This window comes from Streptomyces pactum (assembly GCF_002005225.1).
Lineage (GTDB): Bacteria > Actinomycetota > Actinomycetes > Streptomycetales > Streptomycetaceae > Streptomyces > Streptomyces pactum_A.
The window spans coordinates 1,784,927-1,803,852 of sequence record NZ_CP019724.1; the positions used below are offsets into that span (position 1 = coordinate 1,784,927).

At 74.3% G+C, this 18,926-nt stretch carries 12 protein-coding genes; 7 read left to right on the plus strand and 5 right to left on the minus strand.

Annotated elements, in window-relative coordinates; translation table 11 throughout:
• Positions 1-195 precede the first annotated feature (195 nt).
• The 3 genes from B1H29_RS07370 (at position 196) to B1H29_RS07380 (ending at position 3,062) form a co-directional block, all read left to right on the plus strand.
• Entirely contained in the window at positions 196-1,674 is a 1,479-nt protein-coding gene (locus B1H29_RS07370; RefSeq protein WP_055419477.1) for a catalase, read from the plus strand.
• Positions 1,675-2,137: 463 nt separating this feature from the next.
• Complete coding sequence (locus tag B1H29_RS07375) at positions 2,138-2,383, plus strand: hypothetical protein (protein WP_055419478.1); 246 nt, start codon at positions 2,138-2,140, stop codon at positions 2,381-2,383.
• Between the two features lie 67 nt (positions 2,384-2,450).
• Positions 2,451-3,062, plus strand: coding sequence for a hypothetical protein (locus B1H29_RS07380; protein WP_055419479.1), 612 nt, complete (start codon positions 2,451-2,453; stop codon positions 3,060-3,062).
• A 78-nt stretch (positions 3,063-3,140) separates the two neighbouring features.
• On the opposite strand, the gene gcl is transcribed toward B1H29_RS07380, so the two are convergent.
• Complete coding sequence (gene gcl / locus B1H29_RS07385; protein WP_055419480.1) at positions 3,141-4,925, minus strand: glyoxylate carboligase; 1,785 nt, start codon at positions 4,923-4,925, stop codon at positions 3,141-3,143.
• Between the two features lie 147 nt (positions 4,926-5,072).
• Here gcl and B1H29_RS07390 point away from each other — a divergent pair, with 147 nt between their 5' ends.
• On the plus strand, positions 5,073-5,759 hold the full coding sequence (locus tag B1H29_RS07390) for a hypothetical protein (protein ID WP_055419481.1): 687 nt from the start codon (positions 5,073-5,075) through the stop codon (positions 5,757-5,759).
• A gap of 18 nt (positions 5,760-5,777) precedes the next feature.
• On the opposite strand, the gene B1H29_RS07395 is transcribed toward B1H29_RS07390, so the two are convergent.
• Together B1H29_RS07395 and B1H29_RS07400 are read right to left on the minus strand one after the other, a co-directional pair.
• Entirely contained in the window at positions 5,778-7,406 is a 1,629-nt protein-coding gene (locus B1H29_RS07395; RefSeq protein WP_055419482.1) for an AMP-binding protein, read from the minus strand.
• Positions 7,403-9,076: an AMP-binding protein gene (locus B1H29_RS07400; RefSeq protein WP_055419483.1), complete on the minus strand. Its 1,674-nt coding sequence runs from the start codon at positions 9,074-9,076 to the stop codon at positions 7,403-7,405. The genes B1H29_RS07395 and B1H29_RS07400 overlap by 4 nt, the downstream gene beginning before the upstream one ends.
• A gap of 123 nt (positions 9,077-9,199) precedes the next feature.
• Here B1H29_RS07400 and B1H29_RS07405 point away from each other — a divergent pair, with 123 nt between their 5' ends.
• The 3 genes from B1H29_RS07405 to B1H29_RS38005 all read left to right on the plus strand — a co-directional run bounded on the left by B1H29_RS07405 (position 9,200) and on the right by B1H29_RS38005 (position 13,425).
• Positions 9,200-10,036, plus strand: a complete 837-nt coding sequence (locus B1H29_RS07405) for a helix-turn-helix domain-containing protein (RefSeq protein ID WP_079160069.1) — start codon at positions 9,200-9,202, stop codon at positions 10,034-10,036.
• 96 nt (positions 10,037-10,132) lie between these two features.
• Positions 10,133-13,015: a helix-turn-helix transcriptional regulator gene (locus B1H29_RS07410; RefSeq protein WP_055419484.1), complete on the plus strand. Its 2,883-nt coding sequence runs from the start codon at positions 10,133-10,135 to the stop codon at positions 13,013-13,015.
• 272 nt (positions 13,016-13,287) lie between these two features.
• Entirely contained in the window at positions 13,288-13,425 is a 138-nt protein-coding gene (locus tag B1H29_RS38005) for a hypothetical protein (RefSeq protein ID WP_159027792.1), read from the plus strand.
• A gap of 79 nt (positions 13,426-13,504) precedes the next feature.
• Here B1H29_RS38005 and B1H29_RS07415 read toward each other — a convergent pair whose 3' ends face one another.
• Positions 13,505-14,614, minus strand: coding sequence for a winged helix DNA-binding domain-containing protein (locus B1H29_RS07415; RefSeq protein WP_055419485.1), 1,110 nt, complete (start codon positions 14,612-14,614; stop codon positions 13,505-13,507).
• 211 nt (positions 14,615-14,825) lie between these two features.
• Positions 14,826-18,647: a hypothetical protein gene (locus B1H29_RS07420; RefSeq protein ID WP_055419486.1), complete on the minus strand. Its 3,822-nt coding sequence runs from the start codon at positions 18,645-18,647 to the stop codon at positions 14,826-14,828.
• Between the last annotated feature and the right edge of the window lie 279 nt (positions 18,648-18,926).

An 18,926-nucleotide genomic window follows, 5' to 3' on the forward strand; every position in this document is an offset into this window, starting at 1 on the left:
GGGCACCCCATGAGACCTCCGGGTGGCGCCGTCGCTGACACCTGTCCCGTCGCGCCCGAGCGGCGGCGCCGCCCGGAACCCGGCTCAACGAACCGCCGATGAACTTCAACAAACTGTTGACGTTCCATCGCCCCAAATCTAGGCTCCACGAAGCGGAAACAAGTTTCCGCTGACCCCTCGCACGGAAGGTCCCCGATGTCGCAGCGCGTGCTCACGACGCGGACTCTCACCACGGAGTCCGGCGCCCCGGTCGCAGACAACCAGAACTCCGCCTCCGCCGGCATCGGCGGTCCCCTCCTCATCCAGGACCAGCACCTGCTGGAGAAGCTCGCCCGCTTCAACCGCGAGCGCATCCCGGAGCGCGTGGTGCACGCCCGCGGCTCCGGCGCCTACGGCCACTTCGAGGTGACCGACGACGTCACCGGCTTCACGCACGCCGACTTCCTGAGCACCGTCGGCAAGCGCACCGAGGTCTTCCTGCGCTTCTCCACCGTGGCCGACTCGCTGGGCGGCGCGGACGCGGTCCGCGACCCGCGCGGCTTCGCGCTGAAGTTCTACACCGAGGAGGGCAACTACGACCTCGTCGGCAACAACACCCCGGTGTTCTTCATCAAGGACCCGATCAAGTTCCCCGACTTCATCCACTCGCAGAAGCGCGACCCGTTCTCGGGCCGCCAGGAGCCGGACAACGTCTGGGACTTCTGGGCGCACTCCCCCGAGGCCACGCACCAGGTGACCTGGCTGATGGGCGACCGCGGCATCCCGGCGTCGTACCGCCACATGGACGGCTTCGGCTCGCACACCTACCAGTGGACGAACGGCAAGGGCGAGTCCTTCTTCGTCAAGTACCACTTCAAGACGGACCAGGGCATCCGCTGTCTGACCGCCGACCAGGCCGCGGAGCTCGCGGGCCAGGACCCGACCTCGCACCAGACGGACCTGGTGCAGGCGATCGAGCGGGGCGTGTACCCGTCCTGGACGCTGCACGTGCAGCTCATGCCGGTGGCCGAGGCCGCGAACTACCGCTTCAACCCCTTCGACGTGACCAAGGTGTGGCCGCACGCCGACTACCCGCTCAAGCGGGTGGGCCGGCTGGTGCTGGACCGCAACCCGGACAACGTCTTCGCCGAGGTCGAGCAGGCCGCGTTCTCCCCGAACAACTTCGTTCCGGGCATCGGCCCCTCCCCCGACAAGATGCTCCAGGGCCGGCTGTTCGCCTACGCGGACGCGCACCGCTACCGCCTGGGCGTCAACCACACCCAGCTCGCGGTGAACGCCCCGAAGGCGGTGCCCGGCGGCGCGGACAACTACGGCCGCGACGGCCTCATGGCCTCCCACTCGCGGGGCCGGGACGCCAAGAACTACGAGCCGAACTCGTACGACGGCCCGGTCGAGACCGGCCGTCCGCTGGCGGCCCCGCTCGCGGTGTCCGGCCACACCGGCACCCACGCGGCGCCGCAGCACACCAAGGACGACGACTTCCTCCAGGCCGGTGAGCTGTACCGCCTGATGTCCGAGGACGAGAGGAAGCGCCTGATCGCGAACATCGCCGGCGGCCTGTCCCAGGTCTCCCGGGGCGACGTGGTCGAGAAGAACCTCGCGCACTTCCACGCCGCCGACACCGAGTACGGCAGGCGCGTGGAGGAGGCGGTCCGCGCCCTGCGCGAGGACTGACGCAAGGCTCGCGCACGGGACCCGGCGGGGAGGCCGGGACCGTGTGCGCGGCCCGCGCAGGCACCGGAGCGGCCCGGATGAGGGGTGACCGCCCGGGGACTGCGCGGGCAGGGCGAGGACCGCGGCGGCCTGCGAGCCAGTGCGGTGGTGAAGGGCCCGGGGGCTTCTCCTACGACCTGAGGGGAGAGGCGTTCCGGACCCGTCGCACCGCCGCGGTCCCAGCCACCACCCGCCCCTTGCGCGAAAGGGGCCCCAGAACTCCGTCCGGCGGCGCGAACGACCTGTCGCGCCCAGCCTCGCGCCGTCGGACGGACACCACGTGACAGCACCTGACAGCACGTGAAGAAGCCTCACCGGCCGCGGAGCGCCGGATGCGGACGGTCCCGCATCCGGCGCTCCGCGGTGTTCGCCCCGGCGCCGGGGTGCGGATCGCGCGTCCGCGCAGCAGCCTGGAGACATGGCAATGGCGCACCCGTCCGAGCACCCGCACATCGTCGTCCACTCCCCCGCCCTCGACGGATCCCGCCGGGTCACCTCCGGCGAGGAGACCCTGGGCGTCGCCTCGCACGTCGACGACGTCGCCGAGCTGCTGCGGCTGGCCGACCTGTACGTGACCGACGTGGAGGACAGCGAGCTGGTCGAGTGGCAGGGCGGCGGCCCGGACGACTGGCCGGGACTGCACGAACACCATGAGCACCACGGGGGCTGAACGCGCGTAGGCGCCCCCGGCAGCGGGCACAACCCGGGGCACACGGGGTGCTCTCGGGGGTGGTCTCATGGACGACGACAGGACGGTCCGTCTCGCACCGCACGAGGTGGCACTGCTGCGCGGCGGCCCCCGTGCCGCCGTGACGGTCTGCGTGGTGGACCTGTACCTGCGGGGCGCCGTCGACGCCGGCCCGCCGGGCACCGTACGCGCCCTGTCGTCGGCGCCCGGGGCGGCCGCGGTCCCCCTGCCGCCCCTGGCGGAGGCGGTGCGCGGGTGCCTCCACGAGCCCCTCGCGCCACGGCGGCTGACCCGGCACCCGGACGTCCGCCTGGCGGTGGCGCTGATGCGGATCCCCCTGGCGGAAGCGGGCTTGCTGCGCTACCCGCTGCTCGGTCCGACCCGTGCCGCCCGTCGCCGGGTGCGAGCCCTCCGGGAGGCGCACCCGCTGCCCGCGAGCCGGCGCGGTCTGACGGCCGACGACAGGCTGCTCGCCGTCGCCCTGCACGACGTGGCCGCCCTGCGCGTCCTGCTGCCCCGCTTCGCTCTGCGGGCCGGGCTCACCGACCGGGTGGAGGTGGCGGACAAGGGCCTGCTCAAGCACGCCCGGCCGGAACGCGGAAGCGGCCCGGGAGGCGGCATGGCGTACTACTGCGGCGGAGGCGGCGGGGGCGGGGACTGAGCGGGAGCCCGCGGCAGGGCACGCGAAAGAGCGGCCCGTTCGTCGGGAACGGGCCGCTCTCGGCGTACCGCGTACGGGTCAGGCCTTCAGCGTCCGGATCGCCGTCGGGGCGTGCCCCGGCTCGGTCGCCAGCTCCTCGAACTCCACGACGTTGCCGATGTCGTTGCTGCCCGACATGGAGATGTTGGTGACGCGCTCCAGGATCGCCTCGACCACGACCGGCACCCGGTGCTCGGCGGCGAGCTTCTTGGCCTGCTCCAGGGCCGCGCCCAGCTCGCCCGGGTCGGTCACCCGGATCGCCTTGCAGCCGAGGCCCTCGGCGACCTTGACGTGGTCGACGCCGTAGACGCCCAGCTCGGGCGAGTTGAGGTTCTCGAACTCCAGGTTGACCTGGAAGTCGATCTCGAACGCCCGCTGGGCCTGGCGGATCAGGCCCAGGTAGGAGTTGTTGACCAGGACGTGGACGTAGGGGATCTTGTGCTGCGCGCCGACGGCCAGTTCCTCGATCATGAACTGGAAGTCGTAGTCGCCGGAGAGCGCCACGACCTGCGCGTCCGGGTCGGCCTTGGCGACACCGAGGGCGGCCGGGACGGTCCAGCCGAGCGGGCCGGCCTGGCCGCAGTTGATCCAGTGCCGCGGGCGGTAGACGTGCAGCATCTGGGCGCCGGCGATCTGGGAGAGGCCGATGGTGGAGACGTACCGCGTCTCCGGGCCGAAGGCCTTGTTCATCTCCTCGTAGACGCGCTGCGGCTTGATCGGGATGTCGTCGAAGTGCGTACGGCGCTGCAGGGTGGCCTTGCGCTCCTGCGCGGAGGCGGCCCACGCGGAGCGGTCGGGCAGCTTGCCGGCCGCCTTCAGCTCCTTCGCCACCTCGACGAACAGCTCCAGGGCCGCCTTCGCGTCGGAGGCGATGCCGTAGTCCGGGGCGAAGATCTTGCCGATCTGGGTCGGCTCGACGTCGACGTGGACGAACTTCCGCCCGGCGGTGTAGACGTCGAGCTTGCCGGTGTGGCGGTTGGCCCAGCGGTTGCCGATGCCGAGGACGAAGTCCGACTCCAGGAAGGTCGCGTTGCCGTAGCGGTGCGAGGTCTGCAGGCCGACCATGCCGGCGTTCAGCTCGTGGTCGTCGGGCAGCAGGCCCCAGCCCATCAGGGTCGGCACGACCGGGGTGCCGGTCAGCTCGGCGAACTCCACCAGCAGGTCGGCGGCGTCGGCGTTGATGACACCGCCGCCGGCCACGATCAGCGGGCGCTCGGCGGCGTTGAGCAGGCCGATGGCCTTCTCGATCTGGGCGCGGCTCGCGGCCGGCTTGTAGACCGGGAGCGGCTCGTAGGTGTCCGGGTCGAACTCGATCTCCGTCATCTGGACGTCGATCGGCAGGTCAATCAGGACCGGTCCCGGCCGGGCGGAGCGCATCAGGTGGAACGCCTGCTGGAACACGCCGGGGACCTGCGCCGCCTCCAGGACGGTGACGGCCATCTTGGTGACCGGCTTCGCGATGGAGGCGATGTCGACGGCCTGGAAGTCCTCCTTGTGGATCACCGCGGTCGGCGCCTGGCCGGTGATGCAGAGGATCGGGATCGAGTCGCCGATCGCCGAGTAGAGGCCGGTGATCATGTCGGTGCCGGCCGGCCCGGAGGTGCCGATGCAGACGCCGATGTTGCCGGCGTGGGTCCGCGTGTAGCCCTCGGCCATGTGCGAGGCGCCCTCGACGTGCCGGGCGAGGGTGTGGTTCACGCCGCCGGATGCCTTGAGCGCCGCGTAGAAGGGGTTGATCGCCGCGCCCGGCACACCGAACGCGTCGGTGACGCCCTCGCGCTTGAGGATCTCAACTGCCGCTCGGGCAGCGGTCATACGAGCCATCGAGTACTCCTGCTCCGGCTGTCGGATTCGCACTACCGTCGCGCCCCGCGGTGAGCTTCTTCCGTAGCAACTTCCGTATAGCGAAATTTATTTTCTACGATCTGGAAGTAATGTAAGTGGGCGGCCGAGGGCCGTCAAGAGAGGACGATGGGGGTCATGTCCGAGACCATCTCGGTGTGCTGCGCCGCCTGCGGGCGCCGGCACCGCTACACGGCACCGTCGTACCCCTGCGCGTGCGGCGCGCCCGTCGCCCCGGAGCTCGATCCGCGCGGGACCGCGACCGAGGTCACCCACCGGACCTGGGACGAGGAGTGGATCGGCGTGCGCTGCGCGGCCTGCGGGACCGAGAGCCGGTGGCCGCGGCCGGAGCTGGGCTGCTCGTGCGGGACCGTGCTGTGCGTGCCGGTGGACGGCGCGGCCACCGGCCGGTCCGGGCGCGCCCCCGGGTCACGGGTCCCCGCCCATCGGGCCGTCCCGGTCAGGACCGCCCGCGACGCGGTCACCGCCGCCGTCCTGTATCTGCGCGGGCTGGGCCACCGGGACGTCCGGCGCGCCGAGCAGCGGCCCATGTCCGGCATCGGGCTGGCCGCGCCCGGCATCGTCGTCCAGGTGGACCCGACGGTGGGCCCGGCCTCGGTGCGGGACGTGGAGTGCCTGTGGCTGACCGCCATGGCGGAGTCCGCGGACTGCGTCTACTTCTCCCTCGCCGGGTACGCCGAGGAGGCGCGGGCCCGGGCCGGTGCGCTGGGCGTCCCGCTCTTCGTCCTCGACCCCGGGGGTGTGCCGCGCCCGGTCAACGCGCCGGCCGTGGCGCTGGACGCCACGGCCGGCTGACCTCTCACCAGGCGCGGCCTACGCGCCGTACCGCTCCCGCAGCTCGATCTTGCGCACCTTCCCGGAGACGGTCATCGGGAAGGAGCCGAGGAGCTGGAGGCGGCTGGGCACCTTGTAGTGGGCCAACTGCCCGTCGCAGTAGGCGCGCAGCTCCTCCAGGGTGAGCGGGTCGGCCGCGTCGCGCGGGACGACGCAGGCCAGGACCTCCTCGCCGTAGCGCTCGTGCGGCACGCCGACGACCTGGACGTCCGCGATCTTCGGGTGGGCGTAGAGGAACTCCTCGACCTCGCGCGGGTAGATGTTCTCGCCGCCCCGGATGATCATGTCCTTGATGCGGCCGACGATCTCGACGTACCCGTCCTCGCGCATCACCGCGAGGTCCCCGGTGTGCATCCAGCGGCCCGCGTCGATCGCCTCGGCGGTCTTCTCGGGCTCCTCCCAGTAGCCGAGCATCACGCTGTAGCCGCGGGTGCACAGCTCGCCCGCGTCGCCGCGCGGCAGGGTCACGCCGGTCACCGGGTCGACGACCTTGACCTCGATGTGGGGCAGGACCCGGCCGACGGTGCCGGTGCGGTGTTCGAGGTCGTCGTCCATCCGGGTCTGCAGGGAGACCGGGGAGGTCTCGGTCATGCCGTAGCAGATGGAGACCTCCTCCATGTGCATCTCGGCGACCACCCGCTTCATGACCTCCACCGGACAGGGCGAGCCCGCCATGATGCCGGTGCGCAGGGAGGTGAGGTCGTAGGAGGCGAAGCCGGGGAGGTTCAGCTCCGCGATGAACATGGTCGGGACGCCGTACAGGGACGTGCACCGCTCCCGCTGTACCGCCTCCAGCGTGGCCGCCGGTTCGAAGGACGGGCCGGGGATGACGATGCAGGCGGCGTGCGAGGTGGCGCCCAGGTTGCCCATGACCATGCCGAAGCAGTGGTAGAAGGGGACGGGCAGACAGACCCGGTCCTGCTCCGTGTAGCCGACCGTACGGCCCACCCAGTAGCCGTTGTTGAGGATGTTGTGGTGGGAGAGGGTGGCGCCCTTCGGGAAGCCGGTCGTGCCCGAGGTGTACTGGATGTTGACCGGGTCGTCGCAGCTCAGCTCGGCGGCGGCCGCCGCCAGCCGCTCCCGCGGCACCGAGGCCGCGCCCGCCGTCAGCGCGTCCCAGGACGGGTCGCCGATGTAGACGGTCTCCCGCAGCGCGGGGCACCTGACGCGGACCTGCTCCACGATCGCCCGGTAGTCGCTGCTCTTGTGGGACAGGGACGCGATCAGCACGGTGATGCCGGACTGCCCGAGCACGTATTCCAGCTCGTGCGCCCGGTAGGCCGGGTTGACGTTGACCATGACGGCGCCGATGCGGGCGGTGGCGTACTGGACGAGGACCCACTCGGGGCAGTTGACCGCCCAGATGCCGACCCGGTCGCCCTTGGTGACGCCCTTCGCCAGCAGTCCGCGCGCCACCTCGTCGACCGCGGCGCCGAACTCGGCGTAGGTCCAGCGCCGCCCGGACGGTACGTCGACCAGGGCGTCGCGGTCCGGATGCGCGGCGACCGCGCGGTCGAGGTTGGCGCCGATGGTGTCGCCGAGGAGCGGGGTGGTGCCGGTGCCGTGGGCGTACGACGCCTGCGGCGAGCGCGGCGGTCGCGAAGTCACCGGAAGTCCTCCTCGCGGTACTCGTTCGCGGAACCGGCCGCCGTGGCCTCGCGCAGCTCGACGCGGCGGATCTTGCCGGAGACGGTCTTGGGGAGCTCGCCGAACTCCAGGCGGCGGATGCGCTTGTAGGGGGCGAGGGTCTCCCGGGAGTGCTCGAACAGCACCTTCGCGGTGTCCGGGCCCGGCTCCCAGCCCGCCGCCGGCACGACGTAGGCCTTCGGCACCGCGAGGCGCAGTGCGTCCGGTGCGGGCACGACCGCGGCCTCGGCGACCGCCTCGTGCTCCAGCAGCGCGCTCTCCAGCTCGAACGGGGAGATCTTGTAGTCGGACGCCTTGAAGACGTCGTCGGCGCGGCCGACGTAGGTGAGGTAGCCGTCGGCGTCGCGGGCGCCGATGTCGCCGGTGCGGTAGTAGCCGCCGGCCATCGCCTCGGCGGTGCGGTCGGGGTCGCCGTGGTAGCCGGTCATCAGGCCGACGGGACGGTCGGACAGGTCCAGGGCGATCTCGCCCTCGTCGGCGCCGGGCGCGCCGGTGACCGGGTCGAGGAGTGCGACGCGGTAGCCGGGGCTGGGGCGGCCCATGGAGCCGGTCTTCAGCACCTGGCCGGGGCTGTTGGCGACCTGGACGGCGGTCTCCGTCTGCCCGAAGCCGTCCCGGATGGTCCGGCCCCAGGAGCGGCGGACCTGTTCGATCACCTCGGGGTTCAGCGGCTCACCGGCGGCGACGACCTCGCGCGGCGGGGTGGCGAGCTGGGTCAGGTCGGCCTGGATGAGCATGCGCCACACGGTCGGCGGGGCGCAGAAGGTGGTCACCCGGGCCCGGTCCATCTCGGCCATCAGCCGGACCGCGTCGAACCGGGTGTAGTTGTAGAGGAAGACGGTCGCCTCGGCGTTCCACGGTGCGAACAGGTTCGACCAGGCGTGCTTGGCCCAGCCGGGCGAGGAGATGTTCAGGTGGATGTCGCCGGGCTTCAGCCCGATCCAGTACATGGTCGCCAGGTGCCCGACGGGGTACGACACGTGGGTGTGCTCGACCAGCTTGGGCCGGGCGGTCGTGCCCGAGGTGAAGTACAGCATCAGCGGGTCGCCGGCGGCGGTCGGGCCGTCGGGCGTGAAGGTGCCGGAGGCGGCGTGGGCGTCCTCGTACGCCTGCCAGCCGGGTGCCGTCGTGCCGCCGACCGCGACGCGCGTGTAGTCGCCGGGCACGTCGGAGAACTTGGCGGTGTCCTCGGCCCGCACGACGACGTGCTTCACCCGGCCGCGGTCGACGCGGTCGCGCAGGTCGGCGGGGCCGAGCAGGGGGGTGGCCGGAATGACGACGGCGCGCAGCTTCATCGCGGCGAGCGCGGTCTCCCACAGTTCGGCCTGGTTGCCGAGCATGACGAGGACGCGGTCCCCGGGGCCGACGCCCCACTCGCGCAGCCGGTTCGCCACGCGGTTCGAGCGGGCGGACATCTCGGCGAAGGAGACCCGGACCTCGGAGCCGTCCTCCTCGACGATGTGCAGGGCGGTGCGCTCGTTGCCGTCGGCGAGGGCGTCGAACCAGTCCAGCGCCCAGTTGAAGTACTCGGGCCGGGGCCACCGGAACCCCTCGTAGGCGGCGGTGTAGTCCTCGCGGTGTTCCAGCAGGAAGTCCCGTGCGCTGCGGAACAGCTCCGTGGCCGTCGTCATCTGTCCTCCTCGGTGCCGGACCTTGCCGGGCGGCTGGGTGCCATCGTCTAATCCGTGATGCGGGTCTCACTACCCCCGAACGGGGGTGTGCGCCCCGGACGGGTGCGAGGGAGGACGGAACCAGTGGCGGTGGACGCGGCCGACATGGCGGAGATCCGCAGCGCGCTGACGCGGCTGCGGCGCACGACCGGGCTGCCGGTCGCCTTCGGCGGCCTGATGGAGACCGGCCGGCGGCGGGTGCGCATCAGCGCGCTCAGCGGCACCGCCACGGCCGCGCTGAGCTCCCTCGCCGTGACCTCGGGCAACGGCCTGGGCGGCAAGGCGGTGGAGCTCACCCGGCCGTGCGCCGTGACGGACTACTCCGCGTCCCGGCGGATCAGCCACGAGTACGACCTCCCCGTCGCCGCCGAGGGCCTGCGCTCGGTGCTGGCGGTGCCGGTGGTCGTACGGCGCCGGGTGCGCGGCGTGCTGTACGGCGCGCTGCGCACGGCCCAGCCGCTGGGCGACCGCACGCTGAGGGCGGCGGTGGCGGCGGCGCGGGACGTGGAACAGGCGCTGGTGCTGCGGGACGAGGCGGGCGAACTGCTGGCGGCGGCCCGGCCGGAGCCGGCGCACGACCCGGCGGGCCCGGCGGCCTGGGAACAGGTGCGGGAGGCGCACACGGCGCTGCGGGCACTGGCGCCCAGGATCGCGGACCCGGCACTGCGGGACGAACTGCTGCGCGCGTGCGGCCTGCTCGCCGCGGGAAGCGGACCCGCGCGGGAGGCCCGCCCGGCTCCGCGCGAGGTGGACGTGCTGGCCTGCGTCGCCGCGGGGGCGACCAACGCGGCGGCCGCGCGACGGCTCGGCGTACGGCCGGAAACCGTCAAGAGCTACCTGCGCTCGGCCATGCGCAAGCTCGGCGCGCGCACCCGCGGAGAGGCGGTCGTCATGGCACGCCGGGCGGGGTGGCTGCCGTAGGCCCGTGCGCGCGGCGGGGGCCACTTTTCGCGGGCTTTTGTGTATTCGGATCCGGTGTTTGTTGTTCGGCTCACCTTCTCGTCCCACCGTAATTCAATGGACCAATGCCTAATATTGGCCGGGACACGACATCGGAGGGGAGCGGTCACCGTGCGACGGGACTTCGCGGAGTCTGCCGGGTGCCGTTCCGACCTGCTCATCGGGCGGGAGGAGGCGTTCGGCGCGGCACGGGAGCAGCTCGCCAGAGGGGGGAGCGTGCTGCTGCACGGGCCCGCCGGAATCGGAAAGTCGACCGTCCTGCGGACCCTGGCCGCGGAATACGCCGGCACGGCTCACACCGTCTTGCGCTGCTCGGCCACCGAGTCCGAATCACATCTTCCCTTCCTGGCCCTCGCCGACCTCCTGGGCCTGGTCCTGGGCGACGTGTCGGACGCACTGCCCGCCGCCCAGCGCACCGCACTGGAATCGGCGCTCACCGGCCGGGAGTCCACGCTCCAGCGCGACGGCCTCGCGCTGCGCCTCGCCGTGCTCTCCGCGCTGCGCGCGCTCGCCGCCGACGGCCCCGTCCTCGTGGTCGCCGACGATCTGCAGTGGCTCGATCCGGCCAGCGCCGAACTCCTCGGCTTCGCCGCCCGCCGCCTGGGCGACACCCCGGTACGGCTGCTGTGCGCGGTGCGGACGGAGGGACCGGAGACCGAGGGCGCGGAGTACGACCGCCACCTGCGCGCCTCCCCGCCGGACACCCGCGCGGTCCGCCTGGGACCGCTGACCCGCGCCCAGGTGTCGACGCTGCTCGACGAACGCGGCTACTCGGGTCTGCCCCGGTCCACGGTCCGCGACATCCACCGCACCAGCGGCGGCAACCCGCTCTTCGCACTGGAGCTGGGCCGGGCACTCGCCGAGAGCCCCACCCCGCCGCGGCCGGGCGAGCCGCTGCCGGTGCCGACCTCGCTGCGCGCCCTGGTCCTGTCCCGGCTGGAGATGCTGTCGGACGAGGCACGCCGCACCCTCCTGGTCGCGAGCGCCGGCGCCCGCCCGACCCCGGCCCTGCTGCACGCGGCCGGCCGGGACAACGCCGAGGCCGAGACCGCCCAGGCGGCGACGCTCGGGCTGCTGGCGACCGCCCAGGAGGGTCCGACCGTACGGTTCGCGCATCCGCTGATCTCGGCCGCGCTGTACGCCGAGGCACCGGCGCCGGAGCGGCGGGCGGCGCACGCCGCGCTGTCCACGGCGGCCTCGGACCCGATCGAGCGCGCCCGGCACCTTGCCCTGGCCACCACCGGCACCGACCCGGAGGTGGCGGCCCGGCTGGCCGAGGCCGCCGCGCTGTCCCGGGACCGGGGAGCGCCCTCGGTGGCCGCGTCGCTGGGGCTGCTCGCGGCCCGGCACACCCCGGCGGACGGCGCACCGGGGCCGGACGAGCGCCGGCTGACGGCCGCGGACGACGCGATCACCGCCGGCGAGCCGGACCTGGCCCGGGACATCGCCCGCGAGGTGCTGACCCGCGCCGGCGCGCCCGGTGAGCGGGTACGCGCCTGGATGGTGGTGATCGAGGCCGCCGGGCAGGCCATCGGCGAGGTCGACGCCGTCTTCCCGCAGGCGCTGGCCGACGCGGGCGACGACCCGCGGCTGCTCGCCCTGGTCCACTACCAGTTGGCCTGGCGCTCCCTGGTGGTGCAGGGCGACTTCGCGCAGGGCAGGGAGGACGCCGCGCACGCGGCCCGGCTGGCGGCGCGGGCCGGGGACCGGCGCACCGAGCTGCTCGCGCTCGCCTTCCAGGCGCAGGCGGAGACGCTGATGGGGCATCCGGCCGCCCCGGCGACCATCCGGCGGGCACTGGAGGAGCCGCAGGACCCGCGGGTGGCCTGCCATCACAACGGGGCCGGCTCCTCTCGGTTCCGGTGGCTGGTGATGAGCGACCGGCTGGTGGAGGCGCGGACCACCGTCACGGCGCTGCTGCGCGAGGTGCGCCGGCGCGGCATGGCCGAGAGCGAGGTCCACTACCTGCGTTTCCTCGCCGAGACCGAACTGCACTCCGGGCACTGCGGCCGGGCCCTGGAACTGTCCCGGGAGAGCCTGACACTGGCCCGGGACGCGGGCATCGGCGAGGGCGCCGGCGCGATGCAGGCCGCGCTCGCCGAGGCCGCCGGCGGTGACGTCGAACGGGCGCTGGCGCTGGCCCGGGAGGCGGTGCGGCGGGCCGAGGAGGACGGCGACGCCGTGTACCTGTCGCGGGCGCTGGCCGCGCTCGGCCACGCGAGCCTGGTGGCGGGCGACGCCGGCGCGGCCGTGCGGGCGCTGCGCCGGGTGCGGGAGCTGGAGGCCGGCGCCGGCATCACCGACCCGGCGCGCGGCCGGTGGCAGGGCGACCTCGCCGAGGCGCTGGTGCGTACCGGGGAGCCGGCCGAGGCCCAGGACGTCATCGAGGTCACGCGCGCGCACGCCCTGCGGCTCGGGCGGGAGAGCGTGCTCGCCGTGCTGGACCGGGCCGAGGCGCAGGTGCGGGCGGCGCGGGGTGAGCACCGGGCCGCGGTCACCCGGCTGACGTCGGCGCGGGAGCGGCTCGCCGGGCTGGGCTACGGCCTGGAGGAGGCGCGGGCGGCGTTCGCGCTGGCGGCACTGCACGCCGGCCGGCCGGGGCGGGCGCCGGGTCCCGCGTCGTACGACGAGGCGGCTCGGTTGTTCCGGCGCTGCCGGGCGCTGCCCTGGCTGCGGCAGGTGGAGGCGGCGGTCGCGGCGCAGGCGGCCGGACCGCCCCCGGCGCCACCCGTCGTGCCGGACGGTCTGGCGGGGCTCGCCTCGATGGAGCGTCAGGTCGCCGCACTCGTCATGGAGGGCGCGACCAACCGGGAGATCGCCGCCCGCCTGTTCGTCAGCGTCAAGACCGTCGAGGCGACCCTGACCCGGGTCTACCGCAAACTCGGGATCCGTTCCCGGGTCGACATCGTCCGACTGGCGGCGGGCCGGCGGACCGACTGAGACGGCAGGGAGACCGGCACGGGAAACAGCACGGGGAACGGCACGGGAAACAGCACGGGGAACGGCACGGGAAACGGCAGGGTTTACCGGCGGTAAACCGAGGGTTTTCCCTGCCCGACTCCCCTAGGGGCTTCCCTCATTGGGCGGTCCGCACCGCCGGTTCTAGCGTGAGCACGTGCCGCTCGCCCGGGCATACGGGGGTCTGTCCCGAGACCCCCGTGCAACCCCCCACGCCCGTGCGACCCCCCACCGGCAACCCCTTGAGGAGACTCATGTTCGGGCTCACCCGTGCCAGATCGGCCGCCGCCGCCCTGGCCACCGCCGGCGCCGCCGTCACCGCGCGGCTCGCCGCCCCCTCCGCCGTCGCCGCGCCGCAGCCCATCGTAGCCCCGTGCCGGGGGCCCTCCTGATCTCCTGAGTACCCCTCAGGTGAGAGACCGGGGGGCGTTGCGAGCCTCCACGAGCGGCCCGCAACGCCCCCTTTCCACGTCAGCCGCGTACCGTCCCGAAGCGGACGCCGTACGCGGCGTCCGGGTGCATCGTCGCCAGCATCCGCTCCCCCTCGGCCACCACCTCGTCGCGGCTCGTTCCCGTGAGGCGGTCGAAGGGCTCGACGACGAGCGCGTCGTCGGCCGGCTTCCACAGCCCGGCCACGAAGCCGTCGACGAGCAGGACGCGGTAGGCCTGGTTCTTCTTCCAGGTGCGGCCCTTGTACGCGGGCGGGACGACGCGAGCGCGGTCGGCGTGGGAGAGGAGCAGGTTGTCGAACTCGGGCAGGAAGCGCGGCGGGGCCGGCGTGTCCGGGTCGGGGCGGGGCGCGTCCGGGAGGTCGAACAGCTCGGTACCGTCCACGCTCCGGAAGGTGACGAGCCGGGGGCGGAGCCGTTCGAAGGCGTCCCGCAGGCGGGTCAGACCCGCCCAGGTCTGCATGTCCTTCACGGAGGCGGGACCGAAGGCGGCGAGGTAGCGCAGCACGGTGTCGTCCGGTGCCGGCGCGGGCCGCGCGGGACGTCCGAGCCAGTGCTCGGCGGTGGTGAGCCTGACCTGGCCGCTCCTGCCCCACAGTCCGCGCGGCGTGACCTGCACGAGCGGGAGCCGGCAGCGGGCGGCGACGGACAGGGCCTGCGGGTCGGCGCCGGGCCACTCGGCGAGGAGGGCCTCGCGCAGCTCCCCCATGGTGCGCGGTTCGGCCTCGACCAGTTCGCGGGCCAGGACGGCGAGGCGGTCCAGGTCCACTCCCACCAGGCCCTTGCGGAAGTTGCCCAGCTCCCTGTCCCGTGCGGCCTGCACCAGCGGACGCAGGGTCAGGCAGTCGTCGGCGGTGTGGGTGTGGATGGTCGAGCGCAGGGTGACGAGGCGGGCGGTCCGGCGCTCGGCCATCGGCCCGGACAGGTCGTCGGGCGTGAAGCCTTCGATGCGGGCGGCGAGCGCGTAGTACGGAGGCTTCACGTTCTGCGCCTGGAGTCCGACGAGATGGGCGACGGCGGCCTCGGCGGACATCGACGCGCGGCGCAGCAGCAACTGCCGGGCCAGGGTGGCGCGGCCCAGGGCCCGGGTCCCGAGGACGGGGGCCGTCGACGTTCGTGCCTTGGTCGTCATGGTGTGCACGGTAGCGGGGCTTGCGGACAGGTTCCGTCCGCGGTCCGGCCCGGATGCGGGCGTCCGGGCCCCCGGGGCCGGGCGGGGGGAGGCGGGCGTACAGAGCGTCGTCCCCGCGACCACCGCGCCCCGGCCGTCGCCCGCGCCGTACCCGGCGCGGTGACCGCCGCCCTCGCGGAGACGGCGCCCGGCGCGCAGGTGACGGTGACCGTCACCGAAGCGGTGTGGGCCGGTGGCCGCGCTGTCCGCAGGTGGGCCGGAAGGCGAGCTGCGGCAGGAGTTCGTGCCAGGTGCCGGGGGTGAGGTCGCCGCCGGTGCGGGCGCAGATGTGTCGGACCGTCCGTTCCGTGTCGAGCGTCCACAGCCGGGCGGTCAGGTCGATGCCCGCGGAGGCGAGGGTGTCGCCGTCGGAGCTGAACGCGACCGAGGTGACCGTCTCCAGGTGGCCGGTGAGCGCGTCGCCGAACGGCTCGGCGCGGGCGGGGTCCGCGACGTTCCACAGGCGTACCTCGTGGTCCTCGCCGCCGCTCGCGAGGGTGCGGCCGTCCGGGGCGAAGGCCACGGAGGTGACACCGCCGCGGTGCCCGCTCAGTTCCTCGCCCAGCGGGCGGGCCCGGCCGGGGTCCGTGACGTCCCACAGCCGGACGGTGCGGTCCCGGCCGCCGGTGGCCAGGGTGTCGCCTGCCGGGGCGAAGGCGACCGAGTTGACCCAGTCCCCGTGGGCGGTGAGCGGTTCGCCCACGGGTCGGGCCCGGTCGCGGTCGCTCACGTCCCACAGGCGGGCCGTCTTGTCCTGGCTGCCGGTGGCGAGGGTACGGCCGTCCGGCGCGAAGGCCACGGAGGTGATCCAGTCCGTGTGGCCGACCAGGGGCTCGCCGACGGGGCGCACGCCGTCCGGGTCGCGCGCGTCCCAGAGCCGGACCCTGCCGTCCGCGCCGCCGGTGGCGAGGGTGTGGCCGTCCGGGGCGAAGGCGACGGTGAGGACACCGCCCGGGTGGGCGTCCCGGAGGGTGCCGGCGGGGGCGGGGCGGCTGGGCTCGCTGACGTCCCACAGCCGTACGGTGCCGTCCTCCGCGCCGGCCGCGACGGTGCGGCCGTCCGGGGCGAAGGCCACGGCGAGTACGGGGGCCTCGTGGCCGGTGAGGTCACGCGGCAGCCGGCGGGGGTGTCCCGGACGGCGGACGTCCCAGAGGCGGACCAGGGCGTCGTCGGTGCTGGCGGCGGCGAGCAGGCGGCCGTTCGGGCCGTAGGCCACGGAGGTGAGCGGGTTGGTGAAGTCGGTGAGGACGTTCTCCGGCAGGTGCCAGACGCGGACGCCGCGGTCGGCGCCGGTGGTGGCGAGGGTACGGCCGTCGGGGGCGAACGCCACGTCCCACAGTCCCTCCGTGTGGCCGGTCAGCGGCTCGCCGATCTGCTGCGGGTACTCGGGGTTGGCCACGTTCCACAGGATCACGACGTCGTCCTGCCCGGCCGTGGCCAGCGTGTGCCCGTCCGGGCCGAACTCCACGCCCCACACCGCGGCGGAGTGCGCGGTGAGCGGATCGCCCAGCGGGCGCGGGGCGCCCGGGCCGGAAGCCTCCCACAGGCGCACCGTCTCGTCGTAGCCGGCGGTGGCCAGGGTGTCGCCGTCCGGGGAGAACGCCACCGACCAGACGGCCTCCTCGTGTGCGTGCCGGGGCTCGCCGAGCGGGGCCGGTCCGTCGGTGCCGTCCAGCCTCCACAGACGCACGGTTCCGGTGTGGCCGGCCGTGGCGAGGGTGCGGCCGTCCGGGGCGAAGGCGACGTCGCGGACGCTGCGGGCGTCGGCGCGGGCCGGTTCGCCCAGTGGTTGGGGCCCGGCCGGGCCGCTCACGTCCCACAGGCGGACGGTGCCGTCGTCGCCCGCGGTGGCGAGGGTGCCGCCGTCCGGGGCGAAGGCGACCGCGACGACGGATTCCCCCGCGTGGCTCACCAGGGGCCGGCCCTCGGGCCGCGGCCGCTCGCGGTCGCGTACGTCCCACAGCCGGATGCCGCCGTCGTGCCCGGCCGCCGCCAGCAGGGCGCCGTCGGGTGAGTAGGCCACGGCGCCCACCGGTCCGCCGGTCAGGCGCAGCGGCTCGCCGATCTGCGCGCCCTCGCCCGCTCCCGCCGTGTCCCACAGCCGTACGGTGCCGTCGTGGCCGCCGCTGGCGAGGGTCCGGCCGTCGGGGGCGAACGCCACGGCGCTGCCGATGCCCTCGTGCCCGCCCAGCCGGGTGGACAGCACCCGGCCCGCGTCCGTGGTGAGCCGGGTCCGCAGTTCCGCGGTGGCGCGCATGCCGAGCGCGGCGACGTCGAGCCGGGCGGTCAGCGCGGTGTTGCTGCCGCGCAGCCGGTCGGCCTCCGCGGTGATCCGGCCGAAGACGGCGTCGTCCCGCTCGGCCTGGGCGGTGGCCCGCGCCCTGAGGGCGACGACGGCGGTGCCCGAGGCGATCAGCACCAGCATGACGAGCGCGGCCGACAGGCCCCGCCGCAGCCATACCGCGCGACGCCTCCGGTGGATCGAGGCGGCCAGGAACTCGCGCTCCGCCGAGGTGAGTTCCGCGCTCCGGTGGTCCTGCGGGAAGGCGTCGTGGGCGGCGGCCAGGCGTGATCCGGCGTAGAGCGCGGCGTTCTCCCGGCCCAGGTTCAGCCAGGTGCGGGCCGCTTCGGACAGCGCCCGGTGGACGCGCAGCCGGTCGCGTTCGGCGTCGATCCAGCCGCGCAGCCTCGGCCAGGCCGTGATGAGGGCCTCGTGGGCCAGTTCGACGGTGCCGTCGTCGAAGGTGAGCAGCCGGGCCCGGACCAGCCGGTCCAGCACGGCACGGGTGCCGTCGGGGTCGCCGAGGTCGAGTTCCGCGTGCTCGGCCGGCCGCCGGGTGTCGGGGGTGCCGTCGCCCGGGGCGACGAGCCGCAGCAGGACGCGGCGGGCCAGGTCGGCCTGGGGCGCGGTGAGTTCGCCGTACACCTCCTCGGCGGTGCGGACGACGGCGCCGCGCAGTCCGCCCGCCGCCTCGTAGGCGGTCTCGGTCAGGGACCGGCCGGTGCGGTGCCGCCAGGTCTCCAGCAGCGCGTGCGACATCAGGGGCAGTCCGCCCGGAGCGTCCTCGACCTCGTCGAGCAGCCGTGCCGTCAGGGCGCGTTCGACGACCAGTCCGGCCGCGGCGGCGGGCCGTACGACGGCCTCCCTCAGCTCCTCTCGGCACATCGGGCCGACGAGCAGGGTCGCGTCCTGCAAGGCCGCGGTGAGCCCGGGGTGTTCGGCGCACCGCCCCAGGAAGTCGGCGCGTACGGCGATCACCACCCGCAGTGTGCTGCCGGGGGCGGTGGCGGCGAGCAGCCGGCCGACGAAGGCGTCGCGCTCGGCCGGGTCGGCGCCGAGGGTGTACAGCTCCTCGAACTGGTCGACGATCAGCCAGGTGTCCGCGTCCGTGTCCGGCACGGGGGCCAGCCGGTCCGCGTGGGTGCGCAGGGGGTGTGCGCCGGGCGTGAGGATGCGTACGGCCGCGGGGGGCCGGGCGGCGTCCGCGCCGGTTCCCCTCTCGCGCAGGCGCGGGATCAGACCGGCCCGCAGCAGGGAGGACTTGCCGCTGCCGGAGGGGCCGAAGACGGCGGTGAAGCGGTGCCGGCGGGTCAGTTCGGTGAGGCGGTCGACCAACTGGTCGCGCCCGAAGAACAGGGCGGCGTCGTCCGGTTCGTACCGCGTCAGCCCCCGGTACGGCGGCAGCGTGTCCTCGTCGGCGGCGGCGAGGGCGGCGGCCTCCGCGCTCGTCTCCCGCCAGCGGTGCTCCCACTCCTCCTCGTCGCCGCCGCAGACACCGACGTAGGCGAGGGTCACCGCGAGCGTGGGGAGCTGCCGGCCGGCCGCCGCCTGCGACAGGGCGGTCACCGAGAACGGGACCTTCTGCGCCATCGTCCGGTACGTAGGCCGCCCCGCCGACTCCCGCAGGGCGCGGAGTTCCGCGGCGAACCGCTGCACCGGTCCGGCCCCCGGGTCGAGCCGTCGCTCCCGGCGTCCCACTCCGTGTCCGCTCACGTATCCCCGCCCGCCCCGTCGCCGCTCGTCGCTCTCGGTCTCCGTCCGGGCGCCCACGGTAGGGAGCCGCCGGACGAAGCGGCAAGCGCACAGGTGTTCGTCGGCGGGTGGCACACGGGGAGTTCACCGTGCCTTCACCCCGGTTCCGCATGGTTCCGCGCCGTTCCGCGCCCGTTCCGCGCCGTTCCGCATTGTTCAGTGTCCCGCCCGGGCTGCTGAACAACGGTGTGCCGCGGTGGAATCGGTGGCCGGGGGAGCGCGGGGCGGCGCGGACGCCGT